Source organism: Micromonospora sp. Llam0, assembly GCF_003751085.1.
Classification (GTDB): Bacteria; Actinomycetota; Actinomycetes; order Mycobacteriales; family Micromonosporaceae; genus Micromonospora_E.
Genome location: NZ_RJJY01000002.1, coordinates 245,060 through 263,288, shown reverse-complemented (window position 1 = coordinate 263,288; position 18,229 = coordinate 245,060). Strand labels below are relative to the sequence as shown.

The window sequence follows — 18,229 nt, the reverse complement described above, 5'->3', positions numbered from 1 at the left end:
TTCACTCCGATGTAGATTTCGTTGGCGTGGCGGACCGCCACAGCCGCAGGTTGGCGTAGGACCGCCAGGGCCGCCAGCGGTCTGCGTGGGCGGTCAGGTCGGCGGGGGCGGCGGGCAGGCCCAGCGCCGCCGCGCCGCGACGTACCCCCAGGTCGGTGCCGAGCAGCACGTCCGGGTCGCCGAGCGCCCGCATCGCCACGTACCCGGCGGTCCACGGGCCGATGCCGGGCAGTGCGGTGAGCCGGTGCGACAGCTCGGCCCGGTCGCTGCCCGGGTCGAGCCCGATGTCGCCGTCGGCGACCCCGGCGGCCAGCGCGCGCAGCGTGCCGCGCCGGGCGGCCGGCATCGCGAAGGCGTCGTCGGGCAGGGCGAGCAGTTCGGCCGGGCCCGGGAACGGCGCCAGGCCGTCCGCCGGCGCCGCTGTTCGCGACCCGGTCGCAGGCGGGGCTGTTCGCGATGCGGTCGCCGCGCAGAGGCGGGCCAGCACCCGGCGCGCGGCGGACACCGAGATCTGCTGCCCGACCACGGCCCGTACCGCCAGTTCGAAGCCGTCCACCGCGCCCGGCACCCGGACCCCGGGCTCGGCGGCGACGGCAGCGGCGAACGCCGGATCGGCACCCAGCACGGCGTCCACCGCCGCCGGATCGGCGTCCAGGTCGAACAGCCGGCGGCAGCGGGCCACCGCCGGCGCCAGATCGCGCAGGTCGGTGAGGCGCAACGCGGCGGCGAGGAAGCCGTCGTGCGGGGTGAGCGCCACCATGCCGGTGCCGTACGGCAGCCGCAGCGCGCGCCGGTATCCGCCGTCGTCGGCGCACTCCACGCCGGGCACGGTCCGGTCGGCCAGGAATCCGAGTACGGCGTCGACCGCCATCGGCCGGCGGAAGGCCAGCCGTACGGTGATCATCCCGGCCCGGTCGGTCGCACCGGGCCGTACGCGGCCGCGCAGCGTCGACGGCGGGCCGCCGTACACCGTCCGGAACGTGTCGTTGAACTGCCGTACGCTGCCGAACCCGGCCGCGAACGCGATCTCGGCGACGGTCAGGGCGGTCCGCTCCACCAGGATCCGGGCCGTCTGCGCACGCTGCGCCCTGGCCAACGCCAGCGGGCCGGCCCCCACCTGCTCGGTCAGCACCCGGGTGAGATGCCGTTCGGTGTAGCCGAGCCGGCGGGCCAGCCCTGGCACGCCGTCGCGGTCCACCACGCCGTCGCCGATCAGCCGCATCGCCCGTCCGACGAGGTCGGCGCGGCGGTCCCAGTCGGGCGAACCCGGGGTGGCGTCGGGGTGGCAGCGCCGGCAGGCGCGTAGCCCGGCCTGTTGCGCGGCGGCCGCCGACGCAAAGAACCGGACGTTGCCCCGCTTCGGGGTGACCGCCGGGCAGGACGGCCGGCAGTAGATGCCGGTCGACGTCACGCCGGTGTAGAACCAGCCGTCGAAGCGCTGGTCGCGGCTGTCCACCACCCGGTAGCACCGCTCGAAGTCGAGCTCCATGGGTCGATCCTGCCCGCTGCCGGGCCCGGTCGGCTGGCGGAAATCGGACCTGCAGTCACGAGCCCTGGCCCGTGCCGCCCGGCTGCGTCACGCCGGCCGTGTCGCCCGTGCTGCCCGTGCCGGCCGGCCGGGTCGCGCCGGCGGCCAGCAGGCCGATCGCCAACGCCCCGAGCACCACCAACAGCGATCGCAGGATGCCTACCTGCTCGGCCAGGAAACCGACCAGTGGCGGACCGGCCAGGAACGAGGTGTAGCCGATCGAACTGACCACCGACACCCGTACCGCCGCCCGGTCGGCCTCGTCGGCGGCCGCGCTCATCCCGACCGGGAAGCCGAGCGACGCCCCCGCGCCCCACAGCAGCGCCCCGAGCAGCGCCAGCGGCAGCGTCGGCCCGAACACCACCAGGGCCAGGCCGACCAGGGCGAGCACCGCCGTCGCCCGCAGCACCGTCACCCGTCCCCAGCGTTGCAACGCCGTGCCGCCGACCATCCGGGCGGCGGTCATCGCCGCGACGAACACCCCGAACGCCACCGCGCCGACCGCGTCACCGACCCGGTAGCCGTCGACCACGGCCAGGGTGAGCCAGTCGTTCGCCACCCCTTCGACGAACGCGAAGGCCAGCACCAGCAGACCGATCAGCAGGGTGCGCGGCTCCCGCCAGGCCCGCAGCACCCCGGACCGGGGTACGGCCGCGCCGGGCACCCGGGCCGGGACCGGCAGGAACATCCGTACGGCCGTGGCGATCGAGGCGATCACCAGCAGCGCGGTGACGGCGAGTTGCCAGTCGACCGGCACCCCGAGCCAGGCACACCCGGCCCCGAGGAGCGCGCCGGTCACCGTACCGAGGCTGAAGCCGGCGTGGAACCGGGGCATCAGCGGGCGGTCGAGCCGGCGCTCGACGTCGGCACCCTCGACGTTCATCGCCACGTCCCAGCTGCTCAACCCGGTGCCGGTCAGCAGCAGCCCGGCGCCGGCCAGCGGCGGTGAGACCACCGCCACGCCGACCGCGACGGCGAGCATCCCGACGGTCACGGCCGAGGCACCCAGCAGGACCGTGCGGTGGGGTCCGATCGCGTGCACCAGCGGCCCGGACAACGGCAGCGCACTGACCGCGCCCACCGACGTGCACAGCAGCAGCAGCCCGAACTGGGCGTTGGTCAGATCGAGGGCATCGCGGATCGCCGGCGTACGGGAGATCCACGACGCGAACGCCAGACCGCTGACCCCGAACGCGATCGCGACCGCGATCCGGGCCCGTTCCACCACCGGCCGCGCCAGCGTCGCCGCCTTGTCCGCCACCCCGCCACCCGCTCCCCGTTCGCCCGGACCTTCCCGTTCGCCCGGACCTTCCCGTCCGCCCGGACCTTCCCGTCCGCCCGGACCTTCCCGTCCGCCCGGACCTTCCCGTTCGCCCGGACGCCCGTCCGGGCGGCAACGGTACGCTGCCCGCACCGGTGGCCGCCCTGCGCAGACGGTCTGGCGCCCAGCGCAGACGGTAGAGCAGCCGACACCGGTAGGTAACATGACGATGCTCACCATCGGTCGCTGACGGGAGGCGCAGGTGCCCACGTCAGTGCCCGCGCCGCCAGCTGCTGGGCGGCCTCCGTCGATCGTCGTGGACGGCCTGCGGGTGCGGTACCGGGGCTCGTCCCGCTACGCCGTCGACGGGGTTTCGTTCACCGCCGCCGCCGGTGAGATCCTCGGCCTGCTCGGGCCGAACGGCGCCGGCAAGTCGACCACCGCCCGGGTGCTCACCCGGCTGCTGCGTGAGCACGAGGGCCGGGCCGACGTCCTCGGCCGCCCGGTGCGTGACTGGAACGCCGACCTGTACCGCCGGATCGGGGTCAGCTTCGAACTGCCGGCGCACTTCGCCCGGCTGACCGCACGGGAGAACCTGCAGGCCGTCGCCGGCCTCTACGGCACCGCGACCGAACCGGCCGGTCCGCTGCTCGACCGGGTCGGGCTCGGCGTCGCCGCTGACCAGCCGGTGGTCGGCTTCTCCAAAGGCATGCAGCTGCGGCTCAACCTGGCGCGCGCGTTGATCCACCGGCCCGAGGTGCTCTTCCTCGACGAGCCGACCTCCGGGCTGGACCCGGTGCACGCCCATCTGGTCCGCGATCTGATCCGCGAGCAGGCCGAGCAGGGCCGTACCGTGCTGCTCACCACGCACGACATGACCACCGCCGAGAACGTCTGCGACCGGGTCGCGTTCATCGTCGACGGCCGGGTGGTCGCCGTCGACACGCCGCGCGGCCATCGGCTGCGGTACGGCCGGCCGACGGTGGTCGTCGAGTACCGGACCGGCGACCGGCTCGCCCGGCGCGAGTTCGAGCTGTCCACTCTCGGCACCGACCCCGACTTCGGCGAACTGCTGCGCGGCGGGCGGATCGAGACGATGCACACCCGGGAAGCCAGCTTCGAGCAGGTGTTCATCGCCGTCACCAGCGGCGGGCCGGCGGCGTGAGCCGGCCGGCCCGGTGGCGTCGGCTGGTGGCCGCAGTGGCGCTGGAGACGCGGATCGAATGGCGTTACCGGATCGTCCCGGTGGCGCTGGCGTTCGCCGCAGTGTGGACCCTGCTGCTGCTGATCGTGCCGGCCCCGGCCGCCCGGGTCCTCGGCCCGATCCTGCTGCTCGTCGACACCGCCGCCTTCGGGGCGTTGTTCATCGCGTTGCTGCTGCTCAACGAGCGTGCCGAGGGGGCGCTGGCCGCGTTGCGGGTCACCCCGCTACGCACCGGCGAGCAGCTGGCGGCGAAACTCGGCGTACTGACCGCGTTGTCGGTCGTCGCGGCGGTGCCAATCGCGATCGCCGCCGCGCGGCCCGGCCGGCCCGGGGTGTCGCTGCCCGGCAGCCTTGCGGCGATGTCGCCCGGCAGCCTTGCGGTGATGCTGTTCGGCGTCGCGCTTACCGCGCTGCTGATCCTGTCGGCGGCGCTGCTGCTGGTGCTGTCGCAACGGACCGTGACCGGCTACCTGACCACGATGCCGCTGGTGCTGCTGCCCGGTCTCGTCGCACCACTTGTCTATCTCGCCGGGCTGCTCGACCATCCGGCCGCGTACCTGGTGCCGACCACCGGCACCGCCGAGCTGATCCGCGCCGGTGCCACCGGCCAGCCGTGGCCACCCGGCGGCTGGTGGCGCGGTGCGCTGCTGGTCGGGTACGCGGTGGCCTGGGCCGGCGGGTCGACGCTGCTCGCGGTGCGACGGTTCAGGTCGGCATTCGCCACCCCGGCGGCCGGTACGCGTCGCGGGGCGACCGCCGCCGGCCGCCCCTCGGCGGGGCCGGGGTGGCCGCCGGGCTGGTTGCCGGCGCTGATCCGGTTGGATCTGCGGCTGCTCGGCGCGGACCGGCTGCTGCTGGTGCTGCTCGGCGCGCCACTGCTGCTCGCGGTGGCGCTGCGGGTCGGTCTGCCGCCGCTTGCCCGGTTCGTCGACCAGCGGTACGGCGTCGACCTGATTGGTCACGGTGACCTGCTCCTCGCCCTGCTGGTGCTGGCCCACGTACCGGTGATCGGCGGGATGATCGGGTCGCTGCTGCTGCTCGACGACCTCGACGAGCGGCGGCTGCTGCTGTTGCGGGTCACCCCGGTCACTGTGGAGCGCTATCTCGGGTACCGGGCCGGTGTCACCGGGCTGCTGACCGGGGCCGGCCTGCTGGCCGCCGTACCGCTGAGCGGGTTGGCCGGCGGTGCGGCGGGCCGGTTGGTCCCGGCGGCGTTGCTCGCCGCCGGCCTGGCGGTGCTGATCCTGCTGGTGGTGGCCGGGCATGCGGCCAACAAGGTGCACGGGCTCGCCCTGCTGAAGCTGCTCGGCGGTGGCCTGATGGCACTCGCCGCGCTGCCCTTCCTGCCGGTCGTCGCCGAGGGCCCGTCGGCTGTCCGGTGGCTGGTGGCGGTGTTTCCGCCGGCGGCGGTGAGCCTGACCCAGCGGTCGGCCGCCAGCGGCGAGCCGTGGCCGGGCTACGGGTACGCGGCGGTCGGCGCGGTGGTGGCGGCGGTTGCCGCCGGGCTGCTGGCCCGCCGGGCGTTGGCCCGGCTGACCAGCTGACCGGCTCACCTGCCGGCCGGCTCGCCCCCGCCGGCCCGGCTGAGCCCCACCATCTGTGCCGGTCGATGGGCTCCGCTCGGCGGCCGGTCGCCTGCGTCGATAGAGTGGCACAGTTTGGTGCACCTCGATAAAGGAGTCGGTAGATATCATGCGTCGCCTACTGGCCAGCGCCGTCCTCGGCTCGGCCCTGATCCTCGGATTCACCGGCTGCGGCACCGAGCCGCCGCCGACGGGCACGCCGTCGCCGACCGGCGGCAGCACCACCGCCAGCGAGGCCGACATCCTCGCCGCCACCAACGCCGCCTGCAATCAGGCGGTATCGATGAGCAGCGACTTCGCCGCCGGTTTCCAGCGTGACGTCAACCAGTTCGCCGACCCGACGGCCAGCGCGGAGGCGCCGGCGGACGCGAAGGACAACTTCGAGGCGCAGATGCGCGGCTGGTCGGCGACGCTCACCTCACTGGCCACCGGCCCGGTGTCGGACGAACTGCGGACGGTGCTGACCGAGAGTACGGCCGCGATCGAAGCCGCCACCGAGATCGGTGAGACTCCGCTCAGCGACGAGCAGGTCGCCGCCGTGGTGGCGATCCCGGACAACTTCCGCGCCGTCTGCGAGTGACGTCCATGGAGGGCCGGGCGGGCCGGGAGCAGGCGTCCGTTAGCCTGCTCCAGTTTGCTCGCCTCTCAATGGACGGATTTTCGATGCGACGTACCTTGATCACCGCCGCCGCTGCCACGGCGCTCGCGTTCACCCTGGCCGGCTGCGGCGGTGGCGACAGCGAAACCGACACCGCCGCCGGTCAGACGTCATCGCCGACGGCGACCGCGTCGGCCGACGCGGAGTCGGCCGGCTCCGCCGAGGACGGGGCCGCCGCGGCCACGAAGACGGCATGCGACACGGCGGTACCGGTCAGCGAGGAGAACGCCGCGAACATCGAGGACGACTTCGGCAAGCTGATCGCCGCTGCGGTCGAGGGCGGGTCAGCGGCGGAGACCGCCGAGTCCGAGTTCCGGAGCAAGCTCGCCGGCTGGTCCGGGATGCTGCAGTCGCTCGCCGTCGACCCGGTGGACGCCGACGTGCAGCAGGCGCTGACCGAAACCGCCGACGTCGTTGCCCAGATCAACGACCCGGACGACAACACCCCGATGGGTCAGGTGGCCGACCTGCTGGCAGAGGCGACCGGCAAGCTCAAGACCGCCTGCGCCTGACCCGCCACCGGACGCTGCGTAGACTCGACCGACGTGAGTCTCACCATCGGCATCGTCGGCCTGCCCAACGTCGGCAAGAGCACCCTGTTCAACGCGCTCACCAAGAACGACGTTCTCGCGGCGAACTACCCGTTCGCCACGATCGAACCGAACGTCGGGGTGGTGGGGCTGCCGGACGGGCGGCTGGGCAGGCTCGCGGAGATCTTCGGCTCGGAGAAGATCATTCCGGCAGCGGTGTCGTTCGTCGACATCGCCGGTCTGGTGCGGGGCGCGTCCAAGGGGCAGGGCCGGGGCAACGCGTTCCTGGCCAACATCCGGGACGCCGCCGCGATCTGCCAGGTCGTGCGGGTCTTCTCCGACCCGAACGTGGTGCACGTCGATGGCAAGGTCTCGCCGGGTGACGACATCGCCACGATCAACACCGAGCTGATCCTGGCCGACCTGCAGACCTTGGAGAAGGCGCTGCCCCGGCTGGAGAAGGAAGCCCGGCTGCGCAAGGACCGGGCGGCGATCCACGCCGCCGCGAAGGCCGCCGCCGCGCTGCTCGACGGCGGGACCACGCTGTACGCGGGTGCGACCGCCGCCGGCATCGACGTCGCCGAGCTGCGCGAACTGCACCTGCTCACCACCAAGCCGTTCCTGTACGTCTTCAACGTCGACGAGGACGAGCTGGGCAACGCCGAGCTGCTCGCCGAGCTGCGGGCGCTGGTCGCCCCGGCCGAGGCGGTCTTCATGGACGCCAAGATCGAGTCCGAGTTGATCGATCTGCCGGACGACGAGGCGATGGAGTTGCTGGAGTCGACCGGGCAGAGCGAGCCGGGGCTCAACCAGCTGATCCGGGTCGGTTTCCGCACTCTCGGGCTGCAGACGTACCTCACCGCCGGGCCGAAGGAGGCGCGGGCCTGGACCATCCCGGTCGGGGCGACCGCGCCGGAGGCCGCCGGGGTGATCCACTCCGACTTCCAGCGCGGCTTCATCAAGGCCGAGATTGTCTCCTACGACGACCTGGTCGCGGCCGGCACGATGGCGGCGGCGAAGGCGGCCGGCAAGGTCCGGATGGAGGGCAAGGAGTACGTCATGCAGGACGGCGACGTCGTCGAGTTCCGCTTCAACGTCTGATTCCGGCATGCTGGGCACGAGCCGGCGTGTGGCGCGTCCCAAGGTTCGCGGTGTCTGCCAGGGGGTAGCAGCTGTGCCCAGTTTGCGGTAATACCGTGGTATGGTTGCTGGGTGGCGAGGACGAGGAAGGTTACGATCACGCTGCCGGTGGAGCTGCTGGAGAGCATGAAGTCGCACACCGACAACGTCTCCGGCTACCTCACCGAGCTGGCCGAGCGGGCTGAGCGGCGAAGGCTTCTCCGGGAGGAGTTGGACCGCTATCAAGCTGAGTCCGGGGCGTTCACCGATCAGGAGATGGCCGAGGCCCAGGCGCTTCTGTACGGGACCAGGGAGACGGACCGGGCGGCGTGAGCCTCGAATCGCTTGTGCTCGACTCGCGAGGCTTCTCGGGATGGATCGGCCGGGATCGCATGGTGATGCGACTGCTGGAGCAGGCGGAGCGTGACGGGGCTGATCTGGCCATGTCGGCTGCCACGATCATCGAGGTTTCCCACACCGGTGTGGACACCGCTCGGCTGACCTGGCTGTTGTCCCGCATTCGTGTGGAGGCGGTGACGAAGGAAAGCGCCCGTCGCAGTGCGGGGCTGTTGAAGGCGGCGGGGCTGCACGGGCACAAGTACGCCATCGATGCCATGGTCGCCGAGATGGCGCTACGACTACCCGCGCCGGTCGCGGTCTTGACGTCGGATGTCGACGACATGACCAAGTTGTGCGGGCATCGGGTTCGGGTCATCAGGCTGTAGATCGGCCCTGCGGTCATCAGATGCCTTCCGTGGATACTCCGGCCTGCCGGCCGGGGAGGAAACGGACTCCTGCGGAGCAGGACAGGGAAAGTCGATTCGCCGCCGAGGCGGATCGACGTCCACTACTCGCGCACCGGGACACCGGCATACGGACCACTGACCTAAACTTTGGCCGTTTTGCTGGCTTTGGGTAGGTCGGTCTGGGTGATGGTTATCTCGTAGGTGACGTCGCGGGTGCGTTGTGTTCGTCGTTGTCGTTTGGTGCGGGGGCCGGTGCGGGTGCGGGTGTGTCGGTTGTGGGGTTGGGCGGCGATCGCGGTGAGCAGGGTGGTGGTGGGGTCGGGGTCGTCGTGTCCGCAGTTGACGCAGGGTGCGGGGTCCTGGCTTGCGAGGTGTGCGCGGGTCAGGGCGAGGACGGTGGCGAAGCTGACCGCGTCGGGGTCGATGTTCAGGTCGACGGCGGTGGTCACGGCGAGTCGGACGAGGGCGTTGTAGACGGTCAGTAGCGCCCAGAGTTCCTGGTAGGCGAGTTCGGGGGTGTGTCCGCGTGGTCGGGTGCGGGGTCCCCGCAGGGTGGTCTTCAGTCGTCCGTAGGTGAGTTCGATCTGCCATCGTTCGGCGTAGAGCGCGGCGAGTGTGGTGGCGGGGTGACGGTGGTGGTCGAGCAGGGTGGTCAGGACGCGGTAGCGGCTGTGGGTGGTGCGGCCGGCGCGGTCGCGGGTGGTGACGGTGAACTCGACCAGACGGGCGAGTGTCGGACGGAGTCGGGGCAGGGTGCGGTCGGCGCGGGTGGTGCGGCGGCGGGACAGCATCGCGTCGGACTCGGCGAGTTGCACGAGCGCGGAGCCGTCGGGGAGGACCTCGACCAGTCGGGCGGGCAGGCTCCGGGCGCCGTTCTTGACCCGCCACAGCAGGTGCGCCCCGGTGGCGGCCGCCCGCGTCCAGCGGTCCATGGAGAAGAAGCCCCGGTCGGCGAGGTTGATGGTGCCGGGTTGGAGTTCGCCGATCAGGTCGTCGGCGAGGGCCTGTTCGCTGGTCCCGGAGGAGGCGATGCGGGCGGCGAGGATCCAGCGGGTGCCGCAGGCGACCAGGGCGACCATCCGGGCCTGGGGGAACCGGCCGCCGGTCGGGGTGGTGAACCCGGCCCGTGTCCGTGTCGTGTCGGCCAGGTCGAACACGGTGCCGTCGATCGCGGTGACCAGCAGACCGAACGCGTACGACTCGGGCCCGAACGTCGGTGTGGACCGGGCGGCGTCGGTGAACACCCGCTGGTGCACCGCTGCGGGGAGTCTGCCCCGGGCTTTCGACACCGCCGCGGCGGTCGGTGCGCCCTCCACCCGGGTCCGGGGGAGCCGTGAGGTCACCCGTGCGGTCACCACCGATGTGCTCTCCCGCCGGAACAGGCACAGCCCGAGCACGATCATCACCGTGACCGCTCCGGTCAGCACCCGCCGCCGGGCGTCGACGTGCCCGACCGTGGCCCGCGCCCGTTCGATCAGTGCGGCATCGGCCAGGAGTGGCCACAACCGGCCGGTCACCTGCTCGTCGAGGGTCCCGACACCGGCGGGCCCGGCGATCACCGCTGCCCGCAGCGTCTCCCGCTGATCGGCGGCCTGTCGCACCGCGCTGGCGGACAGCATGGCAGAATTCGACACCGAAGCTCCTGGTTGGAACATGTTGATCTAGTCAATCCATGTCCTACCAGGAGCTTCTTCACGTCCCGCACCCGACCCACACCCACCCCGAAACCGGCGCTATTACCCACAAAACGACCAAAGTTTAGGTCAGTGGCATACGGACAGGTGTGCTAACGTGACGTTGCCCTTCCGGTGACAACCAAGCCGGTCGGGCCTACCGCCGGGCTGGTGGGAAGTGACGTCTGTGGAGACTGTGTAAGACCGATGGGCGGTACCCCGTCCCTTGCCGTTGATTCGGGTCGGCAGTGGTCGGCGAAGCAGAAACTCGACCCGTGAGGGCCGAATCTCCCTGCTTTAGCAGGGAGAGATGTCAAGGCAGAGATGTGTCAGGCAGTTGAGCGGCTGCCCGGCTCAGCTCATGCGGCCGGGCACCAGCGCGTCCAGATCCAGCTTGAGCTCGAACGGCGTGGTGGTGTGCAGCTCGTGACGGTGAATCCCGGTCGCTACGTACGACCGGGTGGGTCCGTCGAGCTCGTAGGCGTGGACCACTGGTGATCCACCCTCGTCTTCGACGCGCCAGTAGTGCGGGATGCCGGCTTCCGCGTACTTACGCAGTTTGACTGTGCGGTCGCGGTGAGCCGACTCCAGCGACACCACCTCCACGACCAGGAGAGTCTCCTCAGGCGTGTAGAAGGTCCGGGACGGATCGTAGGGTGCTGTTGCGGCTAGGAGATCGGGCTCGGGACGATTCCATCTGTCGAGTCGGATCGTGATCTCCCGGTCGACCTCGACGCCCGGCGGTGCCTGGTCAGTCAGGCTGTTCACCAGTGCGGTGACCATGCGTGCGTGCCAGACCCGCTGGGGAGACATCATGAAGACGAGTGCTCCATCGATCAGCTCGGTGTGACGGGGCGCTTCGCGGAGCTGGTCGAGGTCGTCGGCGTACCACCCTTCCGGGCGGGGCGGTCGCATCCACTCGGGCACCGCAGTCATGTTCCTCACCGTAACATCCGGCTTCTGTTGACCTACCGTCGTTCAGTCTCGATGTCTGCGCCGCATCGAGGTGAGGCTCAGACACCTTACGAGGCGGTTTTGAGGTGCGTGAGCCTCACCTCGACGCTGAACGGAGGGGTCAGCCTTGGTGGTGGGACGGCTCCAGTCGGTATAGGGTCCACCAGGATTCCCGGCTCCTGAGGAGGCGTCGCATCGCCGCGCGCTTCGTCTGGGAACTCGCGGTGCGGGTGGGTTTTGGGCTGATCGTCGGGCGGCGGTGTTTCAGGCAAAATGTTCACGGGCGCGACCTCGATTCGCGTCAAGGCCCTCGGCAAGCGCTGCCACGCGAGCCGAGGGCCGCTCTAGTTGCCCCAAGGATAGAGGTTAAGTGGCCACCTGTAAACCAAACGAGTGGCCTCCCTGGCGTATCAGCAGGTGGGATATGGGTAACGTGCCAAAGTGGCCACGTGGCAGGTGACCTTGCGGCGGCAGCGGAGGCGTACCGGGCTGCGCTCCAACGCGTGCAGGATGGGCTCGCGGAGGTCGCTTCAGCGCGTGCCGAGGTGCCACAGGTACGGAAGCGGCTTGCGGCCGCAATCGTGACTGCATACCAAGGCGGTGCCCGCGTGGGCGAGATCGCTCGGGTGACTGGCTACGGCCGGGAACAGGTCCGGCGGATCCTGCGAGCCGGCGGTGTCGAGCCGGAGAAGCCGGAAACCACTTAGGTTGAGCGCGGGATGGACATGATCGACCCTTGGTCACCGCGTTCGTTCGCCGAGCAGGTGGCCGATGCGCTCAAGGTGAGGATCGACAGCGGCGATTGGCTGCCGGGGCGCAAGCTGCCTGGTGAGGTGACGTTGGCGCAGACGTACGGCGTGGCGCGTGGCACCGTGCGGGCCGCGCTCGACGTGCTCCGCGAGGAAGGCCGAGTGGTCACCTTCGCCGGCCGCGGCACGTTCGTCACGCCAGACCCGAAGCCCTGAGGCACCTTCCGCCGTGGCAGGTGACCTTGCGGCGGCAGCGGAGGCGTACCGGGCTGCGCTCCAACGCGTGCAGGATGGGCTCGCGGAGGTCGCTTCAGCGCGTGCCGAGGTGCCACAGGTACGGAAGCGGCTTGCGGCCGCAATCGTGACATCCGGTATGAGTGCTTGGCGCTGGCCGACGACCGCCTTCAGGACACCGAGCCAGTTTTGCCGTGCGAAGTGCGTCAGCGGACTGGTGTCGAAGACCAGCGTCTCCACCGGCTGTTCTCCGAGCATGGAGATGGACTCCTCGCTCAGACGAGGTTCCGTACCGCACTCTCCGGCAGGTTCGGCAGGCCGGGGAAGTCGTCCTCGTTCCAGGTGCCGAACAACAGGTCGGTGGCGCGGGAAATCGAGATGGTCTCCTGCCTGTAGAGCCGCACCACTGCCTCTTCGTACGCCCTGGCTAGATGCGGTGCCGCCAATTCGTCGTGTACCAGCAGGTTGAGTTCCACGATGTCCGCCCGAGTGGTGCGGAACTGCCGGATCTGTTGTGCCGTACCCTGGCTGACCAGGCAAAGTTCGAACAGGCGCCGGGCCAGGGTGGACATGTCGACCCGGAAGCGGCTCGCGGCCTTCACCGCAGCCGTACGCAGGTCGTGCTGCGGACGGAGCAGATTCCAGTGGTGCTGGATTCCGGCGGACGGTAGGAGGAAGGCACGAGCGAAGCGGTCGACGCGTGCCTCCCACATGTCGTCGTCGTCCCGCTCGCCTATTTGCCAGTCGACCGAGTAGTCCTCGGCGAACAGGTAGTGACCGAGTTCGTGCACTGCGGCAAGTCTGCGACGTCCCACCTGAAGGTGACCGTTCACGACGGCCACTCCACCCTGGCGCAGGTGCATCACGGCGGCGTCGGCGGCGTCCGGTCCGAGATCGAGGGCGAACGGGAGTAGACCGGCATCGGAGAAGCGGCTCGACAGGTTGAATGCGGGCTCGGTGGTGTCGAAGCCCAGCGTCCGTCGAGCGAGGGCGGCGGCTTCCTCGGCGTCGTTGAGAGTGTGTGGCTTCGGCTGGGTGGCGGGTGAGGTGAGGTCGAGTCGGTCGTCGTGCGACAGGATGAACTCGGTGTTCCAAGCCGCTCGTTCGAGGATTCGGTCGATGAGCGGGCTCGCGGTCCCTGGAGCGCTGAGGTTGCGGTGGGAGACGACGGCCGGTGGGGCCTCGATCACGAACCACTCGATCCGCTCGCCGACGGTGTTCGCGATCCGGGCCAGCTCCAGAGCGGAGACGCGGCGCGTACCGTTCTCGATCTTGGCCAAGGCAGATCGGTCGATGCCAACCGCCTTGGCCAGTTCCTCCTGGGTCAGGCCGGCGCTACCTCTCGCCTGTGCGATCCGCCGGCCCATGGACCCGCTGTCGGTTGCCACCACATGTGCGATTTTAGAACAAGGCGATGGTCGGTGTCACTGGAACGACGCGGCTGCCGTCACGAGATATAGTGCAGGATCACGTTGTGCACGTGGTGGGACTTCTGGTCGCCACGGAACTCGACCTCGTAGGTGTGGGTGCCGACGTTGATCGCGATGGCGCCGGAGGAGAAGTACGAGCCGCCCCAGGACTTGTTGCTCACCACGCTCACGCTGGTGATCTTCGAGTACGGGATGCTGGTGATGGCGACCTTCTTGCCGACGAACGACTTGTCCTGGATGATCACGCGGCGGTTGGTCAGCCCGATGAAGCCGGTGCCGGTGCCGATCGCGTCGTAGACCGCGATCACCTGCTCCCCGTCGAGCAGCCCGCTCTCGATCTGCCGAAGTTGCTCCCGCCGGTCGTACGCCACGTTCGCCATGTGCCCGAGGATAGGCGGCGGGCACAACCGCGCCAGCGAGCGCGACGTCGCTGCGGCCAGCGGTGATGCGGGCGCAGGATGCGGGGTCAGCGCAGGTCGACAACCGTACGGTAGGCGTCCTCGATGCGGGCCGCAAGCGCAACATCGCCCTCAGTGATCTTGTCGCCGTCGGGGGAGCCGAGGCGGATCTGGGTCTGCCCGTCGGCCCGGCGTACGTCGGGCCGCAGGTGCAGGGCATCGGCTGCTACCTTGATCCGCTCGGTGAGCTCGGCGTGCTGGCTGTCGTCGAGCAGCAGGGTTCGCCGGAGCTGGTGACCGTCCTGCGTCCACCCGTCCAGTTGGGTCAGGGCATCGCTAAGGTAGTCGCGGCCGGTCCGGCTGGACCAGAGTGCTCGCAAAGCCACACCTCCCAGGCGTCGTTGCCGGCTTGTGGCCAAATCGTCGCCATCCTGTGTCTTGGTCGGTGGTCCCCAGTCTGGCCGCTAACTGGCTGGTGTGTCCACGTCCACCCTTCCGTCATCTGCTGTCCTAGCAGTCAGCAGGGTTACCCGAAATGCTGATTGATCTGGCAGGCTCATCTGCTGTGCGGAGCGGGCGGGCGAGGCGTCAGGTGGTGGTCGGGGCGGCGATCGTCCTCGACGGGCGGGTGCTGGCGTGTGCCCGGACCCATCCACCGGGCGCGGCCGGCAAGTGGGAGTTTCCCGGCGGCAAGGTGGAGAGCGGCGAGACCGAGACCGACGCCCTGATTCGCGAGTGCCGCGAGGAACTCGGGGTCGCGATCACGGTGGGTGACCGGGTCGGTCCCGACCAGCCGCTTGGCCACGGCAGGTCGGTGCTGCGGGTCTACCTCGCCGGGCTGCTCGGGCCGGCGCAGCCGACCGCGCTGGAACACTCCGCCCTGCGCTGGCTGGCGGCCGACGAACTCGACCAGGTCACCTGGCTGCCCGCGGACCGGCCGATCGTCGCCGAGCTCCGTCCGTTGCTGCACGCCGGCAGCAGGCGGCATGACGGCTGATGCCGGGTGCTGTGGTCCGGTACGGGCTGGGGTTCAGTACCGGCCGGCACTCGGGTCGCGACCACCGCGGACCGAGCCGGGAGCGACTCCGACCATGCGTTTGAACGCCCGGCTGAACGCGGCCTCCGATCCGTAGCCGGACTGGCCGGCCAGTTCGCGAACCGTCGTCTGGCCCTGTTCGAGCCTGGCGAGCGCGACGTGCATCCGCCACCGGGTGACGTACTGGAGCGCCGGTTCACCGACGAGCCGGGTGAACCTGGCCGCGAACGACGACCGCGACATCGCGGCTACGCGCGCCAGCGAGGCGACGGTCCAGGTACGGCTCGGTTCGCGGTGGATCGCCGCGATGGCCCGCCCGATCAGCGGGTCTGACAGCGCGCCGAGCCATCCGGCTCGCGCTCGCGGGTCGTCGCTGTCGATCCATGACCTGATCGCCTGGATCACCAGGATGTCAGCGAGCCTGGTGGTGACGGCTTCCCCGCCCGGGCGAAGGTCCGACACCTCACTGGTCAGCAGCGCGAGGGTGGCACCGATCCAGCCGCTGGTACGCGGGTCTGACCCGGTCGCGTGGATGACCGGTGGCAGCAGCCGTACGAGTTGGTGAGCTGCCGGCCCGTCGAACGACACCACCGCGCAGACCAGCGTGGACGTCTCGCCGCCGCCACCGTGACGGAGTATCGAGTAGTGCGCGTTGAGATGTTCCTGTGGTAGCAGATCGACCCGTCCGGCCCGCCCAGTCTGTCCGGCCGGTGGGCTGCTCAGCAGCAGATGTCCACGGCCATGCGGCACGAGCGCGAGGTCACCGGCGCTCAGCTGCAGTGGTGGCGCGTCCCCGACACGTAGCCAGCAGCCACCGGACGTCACGACATGGAAACTCAGACAATCGCCGAACGGCGGCATCTCCAGCGCCCATGGGGCGCTGACCTCGGTCCGGCAGTAGAAGATCCCGGTCATCCGCAGCAGGTGCAGCGCTTCCCCGACCGGGTCCACCGACACCCACGGCGCATCGACCTCGAGTTTCGCCATCGCGGTCCCTGGACGATCGAGCATACTTTCGCGTTTCCCGATCATATCCTCGCCGGCCCGGAACTGATGTTGTCGATGGGGAGCCGCGCACTGGCGGCAACGACGACAGGGGAGCAGCGATGAAGGTACTGGTGGTCGGTGCGTCCGGTGGGTCCGGCCGTGCCACGGTGCGGGAACTCGGCCACCGGGGCCATGAGGTCACCGCGTTCTCGCGGCACGCGACGACGGTGGCCGGGCAGGTCGATGGCGGCCCGCTGCGCGGGTTGAACGGCGACGCCACCGACCCTGGCGACGTCGACGATGCGGTGCGTGGTCAGGATGCGGTGATCATCACGCTCGGTATCAGCGAGAACCCGGTGCGGGTCAGGCTGCGTGGCCCGGCGCACACGTCGCTGGATGTCCGTTCCCGGGGGACCGCTGTCGTTGTCGAGGCGATGCGTCGCCACGGCGTACGCCGGTTGGTGGTGCAGACGTCGTACGGCGTCGGACCCACCCGAACGCACCTGCCCATGCTCCAGCGTCTGGTTTTCTGGGTGCTGCTGCGACCGCAGATCGTCGACACCGAGCGGCAGGAGCGGATCGTACGGTCCAGCGGCCTGGACTGGACCGCCGTTCAACCGGTGAACCTCACCGACGACGACCCGGCCGGGCCGCCGTTCGTCTCGACCACCGGCGCGACCCGCAGTATGAAAGTGGCTCGTACGCAGGTCGCGTGGCTCCTGGCGGAGTCGGTCGAGAGCGACGACCACATCGGCTCGACACTCTCCCTATCGGCTCGATGACCGACGGCGCGACGGACGATCAGAGGTTGATCGCGACCTGGAACGACCGGGAGGTGAGCCCGGCGCCGCCGTGCCAGATCTCGAAACCCGCCTCGACCCCGCTGAGGTACCAGTCCCGGTCGAGGTAGCCGCGGCCCACCGCGTCCCGGGTGAACGCCGCCAACTCCAGGTCCCGCGCCTCGTCGACCGGCGTGGTACGCACGTACGCCACGTAGTTCCAGTGCCAGTCGGCGTAGTAGACGTCCCAGGCCGCCCCGGCCAGGGTCACTTCCCGCGCCACCAGCGTCCCGGCCGGCTCGGCCCCGCCGGCCCGATCCAGCCAGACCATCAGTTCGGCGCCGTCGGGGGAGCGGTGGGCGTTGGCGTCGGTGTGGAACCACAGGTCGTACGTGGCGTTCCAGCGGCCGGTGACGTCCTGGGTGTCGATCGTCCAGTCGGACCGGGCGGAGCGCAACTGCCCTACCTTGATCGGCAGGCCGCTGCCGACGGTGCAGTTGCCCCAGTGGCAGCCCTGGTAGATGGTCGGGTAGGCGGCGGCGGAGCCGTCCCGCTTGTCGTGCTCGGTGTGGGTCACCTCGTACCGGCCGGCGGCGTCGACCGTCAGGCACTGCGGGGTGTCCGCACCCCAAACGTTGTTCATCACCACGTACCGCTTGTCGGTGATGTCGATCGTGTCGGCTCGCCCGCAGAGCTCACTGGCGTCGGCGTCCGGTGCCAGCCAGACGACGGTCACGCTGGCGACGACGAGGGCGGCGACGACGAGCGCGGGCAGGCGGTGGTGCCGGAGCCGGGGCGGGATCATGGTGGCGGAGTCCTTCGGCGAGCAGCCCGCAGTACGGACTGGTGCCGTGGGGCCCGGCGGCCCGGCACCGCCCCACGACGGAAACGGTGGACAAGGTCCGTTCCCGGCTCCGCGCAGGATGTTACGACCGTCGATGGCTGGTCGGCAACCCCGGAGAGCAGCCGGCGACCCGGGGGGCAGCGGCAACCCCGGAGAGCAGCCGCCCCTCCCGGCGCGAGCAGCACCGGAAGGGGCGGTCAGCGGGGTGAGGCCGCGCTAGCGGCCCAGGTCGGGTGAGGCCGCGTCAGCGGTCCTGGTCCGGGTGGTGGTAGTTGAGCGACTTGTCCGGCAGCGGGAAGGTGACGTCCTCACCGAACGGCGACGGCGCCGCCGGCTTGTCGAACGCCAGCTCGCTGATCGGCAGGTGGCCCTTCTCGTCCACCGCCGCCGCCTGCGGGCGGGGCACCTGGCGGTGCCAGTTGACCCCGCGCTCGGCGTCGGCCGCCGCGCTGTGGTCGCCGTCGGCCGGCAGCCCGGCCGTCGTACCGGCCGGCTGGTCCAGGCCGGACTGGCCGA

The 18,229-nt window shown here is 70.6% G+C and carries 19 protein-coding genes and 1 pseudogene; 10 read left to right on the top strand and 10 right to left on the bottom strand.

Going from position 1 to position 18,229, the window contains the following annotated elements; translation table 11 throughout:
- Position 1 precedes the first annotated feature (1 nt).
- Positions 2-1,489: an AlkA N-terminal domain-containing protein gene (locus EDC02_RS28225; protein ID WP_123605376.1), complete on the bottom strand. Its 1,488-nt coding sequence runs from the start codon at positions 1,487-1,489 to the stop codon at positions 2-4.
- A gap of 55 nt (positions 1,490-1,544) precedes the next feature.
- A complete protein-coding gene (locus tag EDC02_RS28220) occupies positions 1,545-2,789 on the bottom strand; it encodes an MFS transporter (protein WP_199757945.1) in 1,245 nt (414 codons plus the stop codon).
- 262 nt (positions 2,790-3,051) lie between these two features.
- Here EDC02_RS28220 and EDC02_RS28215 point away from each other — a divergent pair, with 262 nt between their 5' ends.
- From EDC02_RS28215 to EDC02_RS28185, 7 genes are all read left to right on the top strand, one after another.
- Positions 3,052-3,954 carry an ABC transporter ATP-binding protein gene (locus tag EDC02_RS28215; RefSeq protein ID WP_233606483.1) on the top strand — a complete coding sequence of 301 codons (903 nt, stop codon included), beginning with the start codon at positions 3,052-3,054 and terminating at the stop codon, positions 3,952-3,954.
- Complete coding sequence (locus EDC02_RS28210; RefSeq protein ID WP_123605375.1) at positions 3,951-5,537, top strand: ABC transporter permease; 1,587 nt, start codon at positions 3,951-3,953, stop codon at positions 5,535-5,537. The genes EDC02_RS28215 and EDC02_RS28210 overlap by 4 nt, the downstream gene beginning before the upstream one ends.
- A gap of 148 nt (positions 5,538-5,685) precedes the next feature.
- Positions 5,686-6,156, top strand: a complete 471-nt coding sequence (locus tag EDC02_RS28205) for a hypothetical protein (protein WP_123605374.1) — start codon at positions 5,686-5,688, stop codon at positions 6,154-6,156.
- Positions 6,157-6,239: 83 nt separating this feature from the next.
- Positions 6,240-6,746 (top strand): hypothetical protein, encoded by a 507-nt coding sequence (locus tag EDC02_RS40460; RefSeq protein ID WP_158632338.1) that lies wholly within the window; start codon positions 6,240-6,242, stop codon positions 6,744-6,746.
- A gap of 33 nt (positions 6,747-6,779) precedes the next feature.
- On the top strand, positions 6,780-7,865 hold the full coding sequence (ychF, locus tag EDC02_RS28195) for a redox-regulated ATPase YchF (protein WP_123605372.1): 1,086 nt from the start codon (positions 6,780-6,782) through the stop codon (positions 7,863-7,865).
- 111 nt (positions 7,866-7,976) lie between these two features.
- On the top strand, positions 7,977-8,216 hold the full coding sequence (locus EDC02_RS28190; RefSeq protein ID WP_123605371.1) for a hypothetical protein: 240 nt from the start codon (positions 7,977-7,979) through the stop codon (positions 8,214-8,216).
- Complete coding sequence (locus tag EDC02_RS28185) at positions 8,213-8,608, top strand: DNA-binding protein (RefSeq protein WP_123605370.1); 396 nt, start codon at positions 8,213-8,215, stop codon at positions 8,606-8,608. The genes EDC02_RS28190 and EDC02_RS28185 overlap by 4 nt, the downstream gene beginning before the upstream one ends.
- A 161-nt stretch (positions 8,609-8,769) precedes the next feature.
- On the opposite strand, the gene EDC02_RS28180 is transcribed toward EDC02_RS28185, so the two are convergent.
- Together EDC02_RS28180 and EDC02_RS28175 are read right to left on the bottom strand one after the other, a co-directional pair.
- Positions 8,770-10,263, bottom strand: a complete 1,494-nt coding sequence (locus tag EDC02_RS28180) for an IS4 family transposase (protein ID WP_158632025.1) — start codon at positions 10,261-10,263, stop codon at positions 8,770-8,772.
- A 393-nt stretch (positions 10,264-10,656) separates the two neighbouring features.
- Positions 10,657-11,238, bottom strand: coding sequence for a Uma2 family endonuclease (locus EDC02_RS28175; RefSeq protein ID WP_123605369.1), 582 nt, complete (start codon positions 11,236-11,238; stop codon positions 10,657-10,659).
- Positions 11,239-11,975: 737 nt separating this feature from the next.
- Between EDC02_RS28175 and EDC02_RS28170 the strand changes: the two genes are divergently transcribed.
- Positions 11,976-12,221 (top strand): GntR family transcriptional regulator, encoded by a 246-nt coding sequence (locus EDC02_RS28170; RefSeq protein ID WP_233606482.1) that lies wholly within the window; start codon positions 11,976-11,978, stop codon positions 12,219-12,221.
- Positions 12,222-12,514: 293 nt separating this feature from the next.
- On the opposite strand, the gene EDC02_RS28165 is transcribed toward EDC02_RS28170, so the two are convergent.
- From EDC02_RS28165 to EDC02_RS28155, 3 genes are all read right to left on the bottom strand, one after another.
- Positions 12,515-13,630, bottom strand: coding sequence for an XRE family transcriptional regulator (locus EDC02_RS28165; protein WP_199757944.1), 1,116 nt, complete (start codon positions 13,628-13,630; stop codon positions 12,515-12,517).
- A gap of 56 nt (positions 13,631-13,686) precedes the next feature.
- Complete coding sequence (locus EDC02_RS28160; protein ID WP_123605368.1) at positions 13,687-14,049, bottom strand: PH domain-containing protein; 363 nt, start codon at positions 14,047-14,049, stop codon at positions 13,687-13,689.
- Positions 14,050-14,135: 86 nt separating this feature from the next.
- Positions 14,136-14,447 (bottom strand): 4a-hydroxytetrahydrobiopterin dehydratase, encoded by a 312-nt coding sequence (locus tag EDC02_RS28155; RefSeq protein WP_123605367.1) that lies wholly within the window; start codon positions 14,445-14,447, stop codon positions 14,136-14,138.
- A 155-nt stretch (positions 14,448-14,602) separates the two neighbouring features.
- Here EDC02_RS28155 and EDC02_RS28150 point away from each other — a divergent pair, with 155 nt between their 5' ends.
- Positions 14,603-15,064: a (deoxy)nucleoside triphosphate pyrophosphohydrolase gene (locus tag EDC02_RS28150; RefSeq protein ID WP_123605366.1), complete on the top strand. Its 462-nt coding sequence runs from the start codon at positions 14,603-14,605 to the stop codon at positions 15,062-15,064.
- A 33-nt stretch (positions 15,065-15,097) separates the two neighbouring features.
- Here EDC02_RS28150 and EDC02_RS28145 read toward each other — a convergent pair whose 3' ends face one another.
- Positions 15,098-16,090, bottom strand: coding sequence for an AraC family transcriptional regulator (locus tag EDC02_RS28145; protein WP_123605365.1), 993 nt, complete (start codon positions 16,088-16,090; stop codon positions 15,098-15,100).
- A 119-nt stretch (positions 16,091-16,209) separates the two neighbouring features.
- On the opposite strand from EDC02_RS28145, the gene EDC02_RS28140 reads away from it, so the two are divergent.
- Positions 16,210-16,872: an NAD(P)-dependent oxidoreductase gene (locus EDC02_RS28140; RefSeq protein WP_123605364.1), complete on the top strand. Its 663-nt coding sequence runs from the start codon at positions 16,210-16,212 to the stop codon at positions 16,870-16,872.
- A 19-nt stretch (positions 16,873-16,891) separates the two neighbouring features.
- On the opposite strand, the gene EDC02_RS28135 is transcribed toward EDC02_RS28140, so the two are convergent.
- Entirely contained in the window at positions 16,892-17,674 is a 783-nt protein-coding gene (locus tag EDC02_RS28135; protein ID WP_123605363.1) for a glycoside hydrolase, read from the bottom strand.
- 283 nt (positions 17,675-17,957) lie between these two features.
- Positions 17,958-18,164: pseudogene (locus EDC02_RS42940) on the bottom strand (succinate dehydrogenase/fumarate reductase iron-sulfur subunit); the annotation flags it as partial.
- Between the last annotated feature and the right edge of the window lie 65 nt (positions 18,165-18,229).

Excerpts from the sequence above, each read along its gene's own strand:
- EDC02_RS28225 (WP_123605376.1), bottom strand. The coding sequence starts at position 1,489 with ATGGAGCTCGACTTCGAGCGGTGCTACCGGGTGGTGGACAGCCGCGAC.
- EDC02_RS28205 (WP_123605374.1), top strand. The coding sequence starts at position 5,686 with ATGCGTCGCCTACTGGCCAGCGCCGTCCTCGGCTCGGCCCTGATCCTC.
- EDC02_RS28140 (WP_123605364.1), top strand. The coding sequence starts at position 16,210 with ATGAAGGTACTGGTGGTCGGTGCGTCCGGTGGGTCCGGCCGTGCCACG.
- EDC02_RS28170 (WP_233606482.1), top strand. The coding sequence starts at position 11,976 with ATGGACATGATCGACCCTTGGTCACCGCGTTCGTTCGCCGAGCAGGTG.
- EDC02_RS28150 (WP_123605366.1), top strand. The coding sequence starts at position 14,603 with ATGCTGATTGATCTGGCAGGCTCATCTGCTGTGCGGAGCGGGCGGGCG.
- EDC02_RS28135 (WP_123605363.1), bottom strand. The coding sequence starts at position 17,674 with ATGATCCCGCCCCGGCTCCGGCACCACCGCCTGCCCGCGCTCGTCGTC.
- EDC02_RS40460 (WP_158632338.1), top strand. The coding sequence starts at position 6,240 with ATGCGACGTACCTTGATCACCGCCGCCGCTGCCACGGCGCTCGCGTTC.
- EDC02_RS28145 (WP_123605365.1), bottom strand. The coding sequence starts at position 16,090 with ATGGCGAAACTCGAGGTCGATGCGCCGTGGGTGTCGGTGGACCCGGTC.
- EDC02_RS28175 (WP_123605369.1), bottom strand. The coding sequence starts at position 11,238 with ATGACTGCGGTGCCCGAGTGGATGCGACCGCCCCGCCCGGAAGGGTGG.
- EDC02_RS28160 (WP_123605368.1), bottom strand. The coding sequence starts at position 14,049 with ATGGCGAACGTGGCGTACGACCGGCGGGAGCAACTTCGGCAGATCGAG.